This window comes from Microlunatus sp. Gsoil 973, from assembly GCF_009707365.1.
GTDB lineage: Bacteria > Actinomycetota > Actinomycetes > Propionibacteriales > Propionibacteriaceae > Microlunatus.
In genome coordinates this window covers 2,864,901-2,878,555 of the sequence record NZ_CP046122.1, presented here as the reverse complement: position 1 = coordinate 2,878,555, position 13,655 = coordinate 2,864,901, and the positions used below count along the sequence as shown (strand labels likewise).

Genomic DNA, 13,655 nt, shown 5'->3' with positions numbered 1-13,655 from the left:
TATGTCGGCCGAAGGCGGATGCTCCGCTATTTCTGCTGGTCAGGTCGCTGTACCGAGGAAACCCGCGGAATCGGCACCGAAACCGGCTGGGCGGACACCGGGTCGATGCCACGGACCGTCCCGTCACCGACCTGCCGCGGCCGGAGTAGACGGGTTGAGGACCGGCCTTCACCGTCAACGACTGTGATCTGCACGACCAGGTCCCGGTCGACCGCCTCCCGCAGCAGCTCCAGCCCGTCGTCGGAGCGCGGCCTCCGGCGATCGGCCGCCAGCACGGCTCCAGCGATCTCCTCCGCCGTCGCCGGTCGTCGGCCCGGCGGGTTGGTCGGCCGGTGGATGGTCGCCCGTCGTGGCGGTCGGGTGGTCAGCAGCCGCCCCTGGTCGTCCTCGGCGGCCGGTTTCAGTCCGAGCCGGCGCAAGGCCTCGACGACCTCGTCCGGGTCGGCGGCCGACACCAGGACGCCGGGCGCGATCGATCGCAGCTGCAACCGGGCGGCCTCGGGATGGGCCAGGACCGCCGCCTGCTGGGCCGGGTCCTCGACCCGTAGATAGCTGGCCGCCGAGCCGACGCGTACGGTGCCGTGCTGGCGGGCCACGTCGTCGATCAGGTACCGCAACGGCTGCGGTATCCCGGTTGTCGAGTGCTGCTGCAACCAGTCGCCGATCTCGGCCGCTGCCCACCCGGAGTCGAATCCCCGCCTGATCGAGGACTGGCTGAACCGGTAGACGGCGCCGCCGCCACGGGACTCCTGATCCGCGAGCAGCCGCAGGGTGCCGGCAACGGCGGCTTCCAACGGGCCCTGGGCCACGGCAGTGAGGTCGGACTGGATGATCACCCGGTCCAACGGCACCGGGAACAGCCGGGCAAGATCATCCGGCACGTCCCGGTCACCGAGGACGACCGGAAGCAGTTCGGTGATCGAGCCGAGTGCTGTCAGTCCCAGCCAGGTCGCCTCCCGCCAGGTCCAGTCGATCACCACCTCAAGTTGCCGTGCGTGCCGGCCGGCGGCCGGGCGGTGCCAGGCCACGACGTCGGCAAGATCCTCGGTGTTGATCACGGTCCCGACCTCGGCCGTCGCAGCAGCCGCCATGATCAGGTGTCGGTTCTCCGGTGCGCGCGGGGCCAGTGCTTCGGCGTTCAGCGGGTGGGAGTCGACCGTTGAGGAGAAGTACCGTTCGGCATCCCGCCAGGCGGTGGCCGGCCGGAGCCAGCGTTCCGGACCGGACAGGGTCACCCAGCGGTCGTAGTCGGTCGTCGGCAGCGCAGTGATCTTGTCGGGACTTCCGATCAGTCCGGCTGCTGCCGTGGCCTCGAGGAGGAAACTGGTGTAATCGACGCGGCCGTCGAGGGCGCGGCTGATCGCCTGGACGTCGCGGGCGGAGATGCCGCCGTCCCGGAGCAGCCGGCGCGGATTCGCGTCCAGCTCGGAGATGATCAACTCCGCATCGTGGACCACCTCGTTGGCGGCGCCCGCAGCGGCCGACCTGATCACCGAGTGGCTGCGTTGGATGCCGGAGATCTCCGGCGCCGACGTCGGCACCGGGTCGCGACTGATCAGCCAGTCGGATCCGGCAGCCCGCAGCCGGAGTGCGACCTCCCGCGGCAGGATCACCGTGTCACGGTCGACCGGCCGGAGCAGCCTGCGGGCCAGCAGGATCTCCACCGGGGTACGCGCGTCGATCAGCCGGAGAGCCCGATCGGCATTGCGCACTGTCCCGGTCGGCGGTCCCCACAACAGGCGATCGAGCACCGGGCGGACCTGCTCGCCGGCCGCGGCCAGCGCCTCGTCGATCTGGCCGGAGGTCAACGGCTGTGGCGAAACAGGGGCGAGACCGGCTGGATAGGAGCCGAAATGATCACGGGCGGCGCGCAGCAGATGAAGATCATCATCACCACCCCACACCAGGGCACGTCGGCGAAGATCATCGACCGCCTGACTCAGGACGGCTGTCGGGCGGCCGGTGAGCGCCACCAGGTCGGCAACCGAGGCGCCGTCGGGCAGCACCGCGAGGCCTTCGGCGACGGCGGTTTGCCACGCGTTGAGCCGGTCGATCGCTCGACCCACCGACACCGAGGTGGTCGCCTGGGCGACCAGTTCGCCGATGTGCCGGGGCAGCGGGTAGCCGAGATCCGGCCTGAGCCGGAACAGCTCGGTCAGTTGATCATGATCGAGGCCCCGGAGTGCCTCGGTCAGGGTACGCGGCGCCGTCACTGTCCGGGCGGTGGCCACTGCTGGTCGCCGGCACGCTGGTCGGGGCGCTGTTGGAGGTACGGCGGAGCCGGTTGCTGCCGGTAGCCGCCGCCTCCCGATCCGCCGGGCGGGTTCTTGATCTCGGTGTTGACCAAGGTCAGGATCAGCACGATCATCAACAGCGAACCGAGCAGCGACCAGGTGGACAGCAGTCCGTACCAGCTGCCGAAGTCGCCCAGATTGATGAAGACGTCGATCGTCGGGATCAGCAGCACAACGGCGCCGACGACGGTGAACGCTGTCAGGATCCTGCGTCGGGCGTACCGGGCCCGGGCTGCCAGCACGAATGCCACCAGGAATGCCGGCGGTGCGATCACCCAGAAGATCGCCAGCGCCAGGACGATGATCGCCCCCGGCGGCGTGGCACGGAACAGCGATGGGGGCGGCGCCGGGCGGGACGGTGCCGCCGGACCCGGGCCGAACCAGGCAGGCGTGCCGGGTGCGGGCATTCCACCGGGCGTCGACGGGGGCGCCGACCGCAGCGTCATGGGATCGGTCGGAGCGGCGACCGGAGCCCCGGATGGTGGTCCCCACGGTCCGGGCGCCGCCGCGCCCGTGGTTGGGGGTCCGGTCGGGGGCCGCCAATGAGCGGCACCCCAGGCACCGCCGCCACCGGATTGGGTCATCGCGTCGGAGTCGACCTCGAAGGGCAGGTGAGGATCCCGGTGCTGGGTTCCGATGTCGGGCACCAGTGTTGCCAGCGGCGCCACGTGTTCCGGGGGATTGCCGAACTGCGGGCGTTCCGCCGGCGCCCCGGGCGGCTCCGGCTGCGGTTCGGCGACCGACAACGGGGGAGCATCGGGGGCGGTGAACTCCGCAGGTTGTTCCAGCGGGGCGTATTCCGGCCCGTCCTCCCAGGTAGCCATGCCGGCCAGTCTATTTGTTGTCCGGGTCGGCGATCATCGGACGGCCAGTTCGAGGATCCGGTCGTCGGACCGGTCCGGAGCACCGCGTCCGTCGGTGTTGCTGGTGGTGACCAGCAGGGTGTGATCGTCGAGCGCGAGCACACTGCGCAGGCGTCCGTGGCGGCCATTGAGGAAGTCCTCCGGCGGCCCGGCGGTGCGGGTGCCGTCGAGCGGGATCCGCCACAACCGCTCGCCGCGGAGAGCGGCCATCCAGATCGCGCCGCCGGCGTAGGCGATGCCGCTCGGTGAGTCGACCTCGGTGCCCCATTGCGCGACCGGAGATGTGTAGTCGGGGTTGTCCGTGCGGCCCTGGGTATCCGGCCAGCCGTAGTTGTGGTCCTTGACGATCAGGTTGAGTTCGTCGGCCGTACGTTCCCCGAACTCCGAGGCCCACAGGCGCCCGGCCGGGTCCCAGGCCAGCCCCTGGACGTTGCGATGCCCATAGGACCAGACCAAGGATCTGGGGTCCGGGTTCCCGGGTGCCGGAGCACCGCTGGTGGTCATCCGCAGGATCTTGCCGCCCAGTGAGCTCCTGTCCTGCGACAGCTCGGGATCACCGGCCTCGCCGGTGGTTACGTAGAGCATTCCGTCCGGCCCGAACGCCATCCGTCCGCCGTTGTGGTGCAGGCCGTGCGGGATACCGTCCACGATCACCTGCAGGTCCCGGAGCTGCTGTCCGGGTTGGGCGTCCCGGTCCAAGGTCACCCGGGCGATCCGATTGTCCCGGTCGGTGGAGTAATAGACGTAGAGCACGTGGTTGCGGGTGAAGTCGGGCGACACGGCCAGGCCGAGCAGGCCTCCCTCGCCGCCCCTTGTGCCGTTGGAGCGCGCCTGGGTGATCTCGCCGGCCCTGGCCTCGCGTCCGGTGGCGATGTCGACCCGGGTGATGGTCCGGCTGTCTCGTGAGTTGACCAGCAATTCGTCCTCGCCCAGTCGGGCCAGTCCCCACGGGACGTTGATGCCGTCGGCGACCGTACGGACCACCCGCACGGAGCCGTGCACCGGCGCCGGCCCCGCCGACGGTGTGCTGGGACCGGTGGCCCGGCCGGTGGTGGCCGGTGTTGCCCGCCCACCGGCAGTGTCGCCCGGCCTGGCGGACCCTGGGGCCGAACCCGACGCGCCGGCCGGTGTCGTCGCGGCGGTGCCGGACCGTTCAGTGCCGGTGCAGCCGCCCAGCAGGGCCACCGCAATGGCGGCTGCGCCGATCACGGCCCGGGAACCGGTCATGTGTTCAGCGTACGGACAGCTCCAGGACGCGGTCGTCGTGCCGGTTCGGTGCGCCCCGGCCGTCGGTGTTGCTGGTGGTGACCAGCAACCGTCCGGAGCCGATCCAGAGCACGCTGCGGAGCCGGCCGTACCTGCCGATCAGATACGCCGTGGGTGCGGCGGCGGTCCGGGTGCCGCTCATCGGGATCCGCCAGAGCCGCTCGCCCTTCAGGGCTGCCATCCAGATCACCCCGTTGGTGAAGGCGATGCCGCTGGGGGAGTCGACCTCGGTGCCCCATTGTGCGACCGGGCTGGTGTAGCCCTTGTGGCTGGTCCGTCCCTGGGTGGCCGGCCACCCGTAGTTGTGTCCCTTCCGGATCAGATTGAGCTCGTCGGCCTTCCGGTCCCCGAACTCCGAGGCCCATAGCCGATGGGCGCCGTCCCAGGCGAGTCCTTGCACGTTGCGGTGCCCCCAGGTCCACAACCGGGAGCCGGCGATCGGGTTGCCCGCCACGGGCTTGCCGCGCCGGGTGACCCGCAGGATCTTCCCGCCGAGGGAGTGCTTGTTCTGGGCAAGGGACGGGTTGCCCGCCTCGCCGGTGCTGATGTACAGCCGGCCGCGCGGACCGAACTTCAGCTGCCCGCCGTTGTGGTGGATGCCGTGCGGAATGCCCTTGACGATCACCTCAGGCCGGCCCAACCGGTGATAGGGCCTGCGCTGGGTGTAGTAGTGCACCCTGGCGACGCGATTGTCGCCGGCGGTGGAGTAGTACACATAGAGCAGATGGGTCCGGGCGAAGTCGGGGTCGACCGCGATGCCGAGCAGACCGCCTTCGCCGCCGGCGGAGGTCTGGGACCGGGCGGCCTTGATCCGGCCCAGGGTGTGGAATGTCCCGGTCTTCAGGTTGAGCCGTCGGACGAGATGGGTGTCCCGGGTGGTGTAGACGATGTCGCCGCCCGGCAGCCGGGCCATCCCCCACGGGACGTTCTCACCGCGCAACACAGTTCGGATCACCCGTACCGAACCGGACGCGGGAGCCGCCTGCGCGGACCGGACCTCGGATCCGGTGCCATTGAGCAGTGCGACCAGGGTCGCGGTCGCGACGGCCCCGGCGAGGAGCATCTTCGGCCTCGTGATCATCGACGACCTCGATCCGGTTGGTGGGACTGCCTACCGACCGGGTTAACGCTACGCTCCGGGGCCGGGCCGCGAGAAGCCCTGGGTCAGCGGCCGGTTCAGCGGTGGACGATCTGCAGCGGCACCCGGCTCCGGCTGACGCTCAACCGCAGATTCGACTGCCGGGCCATCGCCAGGCCCGCGCCGAGCGCCGCCAGCGTCACGATGCTGCCGCAGACCAGCATTGTCGAGCGGACCCCGAGGTGATCGATCACGGTGCCGACGATCGGACCGCCGATCGCCTGGCAGCCCAGCAGCATCAGCAGGTAGACGCTCATCACCCGGCCCCGTACAGCGGCCGGCGCGGTCATCTGAACCAGCGAGTTGGCGCTGGTCATGAACAACATGGTGACGATGCCGATGCCCACCAGGGTGACGCAGAACAGCGGCTCCCAACCGAAGCGCGAGGCGAGGACCAGCCCGACTCCGAGGGCCGCGAGGCAGCTGACCAGCAGCCGCAGCCGCGGTCCGCCGGTCCGCCGCGCCGACAGCAGTGCGCCAGCCAGCGACCCGACCGCGACCAGGGTGTTGAACAGGCTGTAGCCACCAACGCCGCTGGTGAAGACCGTTGTTGCGAAGGCGGTCAGGATGACCGGCATGTTGAGCCCGAACAACGCCAGCGCGGTGACCAGGATGATCGCCCACATCACCTCCGGCGTGTGACGGATGTAGCGCAGTCCCTCGGCGATCTGGCGGCTGATCGAGTCGCTCTGCGTTGCCGCCCGGGACACTGAATCGGGTACCACCATGATGCCGAGCAGGGTGACCACCAGCAGGCAGGCGGCGCCGTTGATCAGGAACGACGGGCCCTGGCCGACGGCGTGGATCAACACGCCGGAGACCGCGGGGCCGACGAGTCCGCCGAGCTGGAAGACCGAGGAGTTCAGGCTGACAGCGCTGCGGATGTGATCGCGGCCGACCAGTTCGGAGACGAACGCCTGCCGGGTCGGATTGTCGACAACGGTGACGAAGCCGAGCATCACCGCGATGCCGAAGACGTGCCAGGCCTGAACGACGCCGGTGATCGCGAGCAGGCCGAGCAGCCCGGCCAGCGACGCGGCCACCGACTGGGTGATCATCAGCACCCTGCGCTTGGGGAAGCGGTCGGCCACCAGTCCGCCGAACATGCCGAACAGCAATACCGGCAGGAACTGGCAGGCGACCGTGATGCCGACCGCCGCCGCGCTGCCGGTCAACTGGCTGATCAGCCAGTCCTGGGCGATGCGCTGCATCCACAGGCCGGTGTTGGCCACGATCTGGCTGCAGAAGTAGATCCGGTAGTTGCGAATCTGTAGGGCGGCGAAGCTCCGAGGCCAGCGGGAGACCTCGGTCTCCACCGCGTCGGGCCCCGGCTCGGGACCGGCTGGTCGATCGACGGCTACGGGTCGGGGCGTCCGGTCGTCGACGACGCGAACAGGTACACGGCGTTCTGCGGGCACCGCGGACACGAGGCAATCACCAAACTCTGATCAAATACCACTGGCTGCACTGAAGCACTGAAAGGAGCAGGTCCCCGGCACGTCATCGTGTAGCCGGACGATCACAGATCCCCGACCAGGCCGTACGGAATAGTCCCCGGGGGCCGCCACGGAGGCGTCCGGGTGATCGAGGTGGGAAAGAGTCCGACTGCGAGGCTCTGGCTTCCAGCCTACGCCACCGACATTATTGGCCCGCATCATTGCGGCTATATCTATTATTAGGTGTCGTAATGGCTCCGTGCGGCACGGAGCGGCAGCAGAGTGACAGCAGAGTGATCACAGAGTGACAAGGGAGCACCGTGGCGGACGAGCAGACCTTCGATCCGGTGCTGCTGCGCACCTATCTGGCCGTGGTCGAGGGGCTGAGTTTCACCCGGGCGGCCGAGCAGCTGGGGCTGAGCCAACCAACCGTCTCCCAGCACGTCCGCCGGCTGGAGCTGGCGGCCGGTCGCCAGTTGGTCTCCCGTGACACCCGGACCGTACGGCTGACCGACAACGGCGAGGCGATGGCCGGGTTCGCCCGGACGATTCTGGCTGCCAACGACGAGGCGATCGCCTACTTCCGCGGCTCGGCGATGTCCGGCAGGCTCCGGTTCGGAGCGGCCGACGAACTGGCGCTCAGCGAGCTGCCGCACATCCTGCGGGACTTTCGGCAGCTCTATCCGAAGATCAACCTCGAACTCACCGTGACGCAGTCCGGCATCCTGCAGCGCCGCCTGCTGGCCAACCATCTTGATCTGATCTTCATCAACCAGGAGCCCGACACCGACCGGGGCCGGTTGGTGCGCCGTGACCGGCTGGTCTGGGTCGGGCTGGAGAAGACAGACATCGATCCGGACCAGCCGGTGCCGCTGATCACCTATCACGCACCCAGCTACAGCCGGAGTGCCGCGATCAGCGCGCTGGAGGGCATCGGCCGGACCTGGCGGATCACCTGCAACACCCGCGAGATCAACGCCATCCTGGCCGCGACCCGGGCCGGGCTCGGACTGTGCGTCCTCGCCCAGAGCCGGGTTCCCGCCGACCTGCGGGTGGTCAGCGGCCGCTTCGATCTGCCCGTGCTGCCCGACGTGGAGATGGCTCTGGTGGACAATCCGCGGGCACCCCGGGAACCCGTCGAAGCGCTCAGCCGGGCCATCCACAACCTGCCCCTGGCGCCGCTGCGACCCTGACGGCCGGCACGCCGCCCGGGCCCCAGCACCGGTGTCCCCGGACCGCCGTTGCGACCAAAGACTGTTGGGACCGGTGCCTGAAGTCGATACGCTTGGCGGACCCGGGATGCTCCGGGCGAGATTCGGCGTTGATTTCTTACGGTGTCCCGGACGGGCCGTGACACCGCGGCAAGTGACGAGTGAGGTTGAGGTGCCAACAGGCAAGGTCAGGTTCTACGACTCCGCCAAGGGGTTCGGATTCCTGAGCAAGGAAGAGGGCGGCGACGTCTACGTACGGTCGACCGCGCTTCCGCCCGGGGTGACCACCCTCAAGCCCGGCCAGCGGGTCGAGTTCGGTGTCGTCGAGGGCCGCAAGGGTGAGCAGGCCCTGTCGCTGCGGCTGTTGGACACCCCGCCGTCGCTGGCCCAGCAGCGTCGGAAGTCGCCCGATGAGATGGCGGTGATCGTCGAGGATCTGATCAAGATGCTCGACTCGATCAGCAACGGCTACCGCCGCGGACGGCATCCGGACAACAGGATCGGCAAGAAGGTCGCCACGGTGCTGCGCGCGGTCGCCGACGAATTGGACGTCTAGCCGACGGCCCGGTCCCGCACCGTCATCGGAGACGACCGGAGGATCCGGTCGTTCCCGGGATACCCCGGCCCAGCGGATTCCCCTAGGATCCGGTGACCATGGGAGCACCCACCACCGAGACGACCCGGCCGCCGACCGAACCCACCGGGCTGATCGATCGCTGGTTCGAGATCACCGCCCGGGGGTCGACGGTCGGCCGGGAGGTCCGGGGCGGCCTGGTGACGTTCTTCACCATGGCCTACATCCTGGCCCTGAATCCGTTGATCATCGGGACTGCCGCCGACCACAACGGCAACCTGTTGGGCGGCGCACCCTGGAAGGACGCCGCAGGGCAGGTGATCAGCGCCAATGTCGGTCACTCGATCACCTTGGTCGCCGGCGCCACCGCCCTGGTAGCGGGCGTCACGACGATCGCCATGGGTATCTTCGGCCGGTTCCCGCTCGGTCTGGCCACCGGCCTCGGCCTGAACGCCCTGGTGGCGTTCACCGTCGCGCCCCAGATGACCTGGCCGCAGGCCATGGGCCTGGTGGTCATCGAGGGTGTGGTGATCGCGGTCCTGGTGCTCACCGGATTCCGGACCGCCGTCTTCCGTGCGGTCCCGTCGTCGTTGCGGGCGGCCATCTCGGTCGGCATCGGTCTGTTCATCGCCTTCGTCGGCCTGGCCGATGCCGGTGTGGTCCGGGCCGGGGACGGCACCCTGGTCCAGCTCGGGTTGCACGGATCGCTGACCGGCTGGCCGATGTTGGTGTTCGCCATCGGCCTGTTCACGGTCGCCGTGCTGCACATCCGTCGGGTCCGCGGCGCGATGTTGATCTCCATCGTCGCCGCCACGGTGGTGGCAGTGATCATCCAGCTGTTCGCCCAGCTGCCGGCGCAGAGTGACGCGCACCCGACCGGCTGGGCACTGAACATCCCGACTCTTGGCAAGATCATCTCGGTACCCGATCTCAGCCTGATCGGACACGTCGACGTGTTCGGCGCGTTCCTCGACGGCGGTATCGGCCGCTTCGTGCCGCTGGTGCTGCTGGTCTTCGCACTGATCCTGTCCGACTTCTTCGACACCATGGGCACCGTGGTGGCCATCGGCGCCGAGGGCAATCTGCTGGACAAGCACGGCAACCCGCCGCACCTGACCCAGATCCTGCTGGTCGACTCGCTGGCTGCGGCGGCCGGTGGAGTCGGGTCGGTGTCCTCCAACACCACCTACATCGAGTCCGCGTCGGGTGTCGGCGAGGGCGCCCGGACGGGGCTGGCGTCGGTGATCACCGGCCTCGGCTTCCTGGTCGCGATGTTCCTGGCGCCGCTGGCCGGCCTGGTGCCGTCGGAGGCGGCGACTCCTGCGCTGGTCTTCGTCGGCTTCCTGATGATGTCCCAGGTCACCAAGATCAACTGGTCCGAGCTGGAGGAGGGGCTGCCCGCCTTCCTGACCATGGCCCTGATGCCGTTCACCTACTCGATCACCAACGGCATCGGCGCAGGCTTCGTGATGTACGCCTTCCTCAAGATCATCCGCGGCAAGGCGCGCAGCGTCCATCCGCTGATGTACGGGATCGCGGTCGCCTTCCTCATCTACTTCCTGCAAGGGCTGATCAACAGCTGGATCAGCTGACCGGCACTCAGTTCGGCGGCGCCAGCCGTCGTTTCAGCTGCGGAATATCCAGGTCGGGATGCGGATAGTCCGGATGCAACTCCCGCAGGGTGTCCCGCAGCAGTACGGCGACGGCCCAGTTCCGGTACCACTTCCGGTCGCCGGGGATCGCGTACCAGGGGGCCACCTCGGTCGAGGTGGCCGCCAGAGCCTGGGCGTAGGCCCGCTGATACTTCGGCCAGAGCCGACGCTCGTCGATGTCACCGACGTTGAACTTCCAGTTCTTGGCCGGATCGTCCAGCCTGGACAGCAGCCGTTCGCGCTGTTCGTCGTAGGAGATGTTCAGGAAGCACTTGATCACTCTGGTACCGGCAGCGTCGAGCTCGGCCTCGAACTCGTTGATCAGCCGATAGCGGCGGATCCGCTCAGCGTCATCGATCTGATCATGAACCACGGTGACCAGGACATCCTCGTAATGTGACCGATCGAAGACGCCGATCACGCCGCCGTACGGCAGTTCCCGGCGGATCCGCCAGAGGAAGTCGTGGCTCTGCTCCTCGGCCGTCGGCTTCTTGAATGCGCGGACGTGGGTACCGGCCGGTCCGACGATGCCCACGACATGTTCGATCACCCCGCCCTTGCCGGAGGTGTCCATGCCCTGCAGCACCAGCAACACGGCCCTCTTGTCGCCGTCTGTCCCGGCGGCGTACAGCCGCTCCTGCAGCTCCTTCAACTCCGCGCCGATCGATTTCAGCTGTTTCCGGGCGGCCTTCTTGGTCTTCGGCCCCGTCGGAATCCGTCGCGGCGGATGCTCGGCAAGATCGACGGTCCCGTCCTCGACGGTGACCCGGAGCTTACGTCGCAGATCCGGCGACGCGCTCTGCTTGGCGGCGGACTCTGCTTTGCGGGAGGCCTTCTTCGGCATGGCCGAAGCCTACGGTTCGGTGGTCGATGCTGGGCCGAAGCTGCGGCGAAAGCCGACCCGGAGCGTACCTGCTGCGCCTATTCTGACAGCCGTCAGCTAGGCGATCTTCAGGAGTGAGGCGTGGATCCGGACCGGGCTTCCGACGACCACCGACCCCGTGTCGGCCATGCCCTGGGAGCTGGTGCCCGCGGCATCGGCCGGGGCATCGGCCACGGTGTCACCGGCGGCCTGCGCAAGATCGTCGACTACAGCGACTCCGGCGGCGCCGGACCGACCGGCCTGGGAAAGCTGGTCAGGCTGGAGTTCACCGACTCGGTCGGCGACGCCGCGGTCACCATTGCCCTGGCCGGCACGATCTTCTTCGGTACGCCGACCGACGAGGCCCGGCCCGAAGTGGCGCGCTTCCTGGCCATGACGATGGTCCCGCTGGCCATCCTGGCGCCGCTGATCGGCCCCTTCCTCGATCGTTTCCGGTACGGCCGCCGCTGGGCGATCGGGATCTCGACCGCGCTCCGCGCCTTCCTGTCCTGGGTGCTCGCCGGTGTCGTCAGCGACCCCGGCTCGGTGTGGGTGTTCGTCTGTGCGCTCGGGGTGCTGGTGGCCAACAAGGCCAACACGGTGAGCCGGGCCGCCGCCGTACCCCGGCTGCTTCCCGAGGGTTTCACCCTGGTGAACGCCAATTCGCGGCTGTCGATGGCCAACGTCGCCGGCCTGGCGGTCGGCGGCGTGCTGGGCGGTGTGATCTCCCGGCTGGGCCCGGAATGGGCATTGCGCTTCGCCTTCGTTGTCTTCCTGGTCGCGGTCGTCCAGACGATCCTGCTGCCCGCCCAGGTGGACTCGACGAAGGGCGAGCGGTCGGCCGGCGCGGTGTTCTGGCGGCGCAAGAACGGGCCGAACGACCAGCGCCGGTTCCGCAACATGACCGCGCCGACGCAGCTGGCGCTGTTGGCCAACCTCGGCGCCAAGCTGATGGGCGGCTTCCTGACCTTCTTCCTGGCGTTCCTGTTCCGGGAACATCCGTTGGGCAATCTGCCTGCGCTGGTCGCCCTGGCGATCGTCGTTGCAGCCTCCGGTGCGGGCAACGCGATCGGCACGGTGATCGGCAACCTGCTGAAGGACAAGCGGCCGGAGTTGATCGCGCTGATCTTCCTGGGCGTCGATGCAGCGATGGCGGTGGTCACCGCAATCTTCTACGGTGCACCGACCGTGATCGCCATGGGCTTCGTCGCCGGGCTCTCCACCCAGATGGTGAAACTCGGCTACAACGCACTGGTCCAGCGCGACGTCGCCGACGAGGTGCAGACCTCGGTGTTCGCGCGCTCGGAGGCGGTCTTCCAGATGTGCTGGGTGGCCGGTGGTTTCCTCGGCATCGCGCTGCCGTTGATCCCGCACCTTGGCTTCGCTGTTGTGGCCGGTCTGTTGTTGGCGGTTGCTGTGTTGATCATGATCCACTGGGTCCGTACGCACCGGCCGCAGCCGATCGGCGAAACGGGATTAGAGAGTCCCCAGGAGGGCTGACAGAATGGCAGCATGGTTACCTCCGGACGCACCCGCGCGGTGAAACTCGACTCGATCGCTGCCGGTGCCGTCGATCTTGCCCGCGAGGCGGCCGAGGAAACGGCCGGCGTACTGGGGGTCGGCGAGTATCTGGGGGCGTACGCCGAGGCAGAGCGTGTGGTCAGTCACCACTTCGCCTGCCCGCACCCGGGCTATCGAGGCTGGCACTGGTCGGTGACCTTGGTCCGAGCCTCCCGGGCCCGTGTGGCGACGGTCGACGAAGTCGTCCTGCTGCCGGGAGACGACGCGCTGACCGCCCAGGAGTGGGTGCCCTGGGCGGACCGGGTCGAACCGGGTGACGTCGGTCCCGGCATGCTGATGCCGTCGCCGGACAATGATCCGCGTCTGGAACCCGGTTACACCGGCGGTGAGAGCGCGGCCGATCCGGAGCCGGCGGAGGCATCGGTGATCAGAGCAGTGGTCTCTGAACTCGGCCTGGGGCGGGAGCGGGTGCTGACCGTCGAGGGCAGGGACGAGGCTGCTGAACGGTGGCTGGCCGGGCCCGGCGGGCCGGACAACCAGCTGAGCAAGGCGGCTCCGGCGACCTGCATCACCTGCGGTTTCTTCGTACGTCTCCGGGGCGGGCTCGGTCGGGAGTTCGGTGTCTGCGCCAACGCGTACTCACCCTCCGACGCCCAGGTGGTGAGCATCGACCACGGCTGCGGTGCGCATTCCTCGGTGCCCGAGCCGGAACGCGCCAAGGAACTGCCGCCTCCGGTCTGGGACACCATCGCCTGGGACGAGACCGGGGGTCTGTTCGACTGACGAGGGACCAAGCACCGGGCACGCGGAACGGCCCGCCGGTCGCCTGCCGGCGGGC

The 13,655-nt window shown here is 68.9% G+C and carries 11 protein-coding genes; 5 read left to right on the top strand and 6 right to left on the bottom strand.

The genetic code is table 11. From position 1 onward, the window contains the following. Positions 1–26: 26 nt before the first annotated feature. The 5 genes from GJV80_RS13535 to GJV80_RS13515 form a co-directional block, all read right to left on the bottom strand. Entirely contained in the window at positions 27–2,213 is a 2,187-nt protein-coding gene (locus GJV80_RS13535) for a helicase-associated domain-containing protein (RefSeq protein WP_154688344.1), read from the bottom strand. Next, positions 2,210–3,118 carry a hypothetical protein gene (locus GJV80_RS13530; RefSeq protein ID WP_154688343.1) on the bottom strand — a complete coding sequence of 303 codons (909 nt, stop codon included), beginning with the start codon at positions 3,116–3,118 and terminating at the stop codon, positions 2,210–2,212. Before GJV80_RS13530 ends, GJV80_RS13535 begins: the two co-directional genes overlap by 4 nt. 33 nt (positions 3,119–3,151) lie before the next feature. After that, positions 3,152–4,384, bottom strand: coding sequence for a sorbosone dehydrogenase family protein (locus tag GJV80_RS13525; protein ID WP_154688342.1), 1,233 nt, complete (start codon positions 4,382–4,384; stop codon positions 3,152–3,154). A gap of 4 nt (positions 4,385–4,388) precedes the next feature. Then, a complete protein-coding gene (locus GJV80_RS13520) occupies positions 4,389–5,504 on the bottom strand; it encodes a sorbosone dehydrogenase family protein (RefSeq protein ID WP_154688341.1) in 1,116 nt (371 codons plus the stop codon). Positions 5,505–5,599: 95 nt separating this feature from the next. Further along, a complete protein-coding gene (locus tag GJV80_RS13515) occupies positions 5,600–6,877 on the bottom strand; it encodes an MFS transporter (RefSeq protein ID WP_154688340.1) in 1,278 nt (425 codons plus the stop codon). Between the two features lie 440 nt (positions 6,878–7,317). Here GJV80_RS13515 and GJV80_RS13510 point away from each other — a divergent pair, with 440 nt between their 5' ends. The 3 genes from GJV80_RS13510 to GJV80_RS13500 all read left to right on the top strand — a co-directional run bounded on the left by GJV80_RS13510 (position 7,318) and on the right by GJV80_RS13500 (position 10,374). Beyond that, positions 7,318–8,190 (top strand): LysR substrate-binding domain-containing protein, encoded by an 873-nt coding sequence (locus GJV80_RS13510; protein WP_154688339.1) that lies wholly within the window; start codon positions 7,318–7,320, stop codon positions 8,188–8,190. A gap of 190 nt (positions 8,191–8,380) precedes the next feature. Continuing rightward, complete coding sequence (locus GJV80_RS13505) at positions 8,381–8,764, top strand: cold-shock protein (protein WP_154688338.1); 384 nt, start codon at positions 8,381–8,383, stop codon at positions 8,762–8,764. A 98-nt stretch (positions 8,765–8,862) separates the two neighbouring features. Further along, complete coding sequence (locus tag GJV80_RS13500) at positions 8,863–10,374, top strand: NCS2 family permease (protein WP_154688337.1); 1,512 nt, start codon at positions 8,863–8,865, stop codon at positions 10,372–10,374. 7 nt (positions 10,375–10,381) lie between these two features. Here GJV80_RS13500 and GJV80_RS13495 read toward each other — a convergent pair whose 3' ends face one another. Continuing rightward, positions 10,382–11,278: a PPK2 family polyphosphate kinase gene (locus GJV80_RS13495; RefSeq protein WP_154688336.1), complete on the bottom strand. Its 897-nt coding sequence runs from the start codon at positions 11,276–11,278 to the stop codon at positions 10,382–10,384. Between the two features lie 120 nt (positions 11,279–11,398). Here GJV80_RS13495 and GJV80_RS13490 point away from each other — a divergent pair, with 120 nt between their 5' ends. Then, positions 11,399–12,796: an MFS transporter gene (locus GJV80_RS13490; RefSeq protein ID WP_154688335.1), complete on the top strand. Its 1,398-nt coding sequence runs from the start codon at positions 11,399–11,401 to the stop codon at positions 12,794–12,796. A 12-nt stretch (positions 12,797–12,808) separates the two neighbouring features. Beyond that, positions 12,809–13,600 (top strand): DUF3027 domain-containing protein, encoded by a 792-nt coding sequence (locus GJV80_RS13485; RefSeq protein WP_154688334.1) that lies wholly within the window; start codon positions 12,809–12,811, stop codon positions 13,598–13,600. Positions 13,601–13,655: the final 55 nt, after the last annotated feature.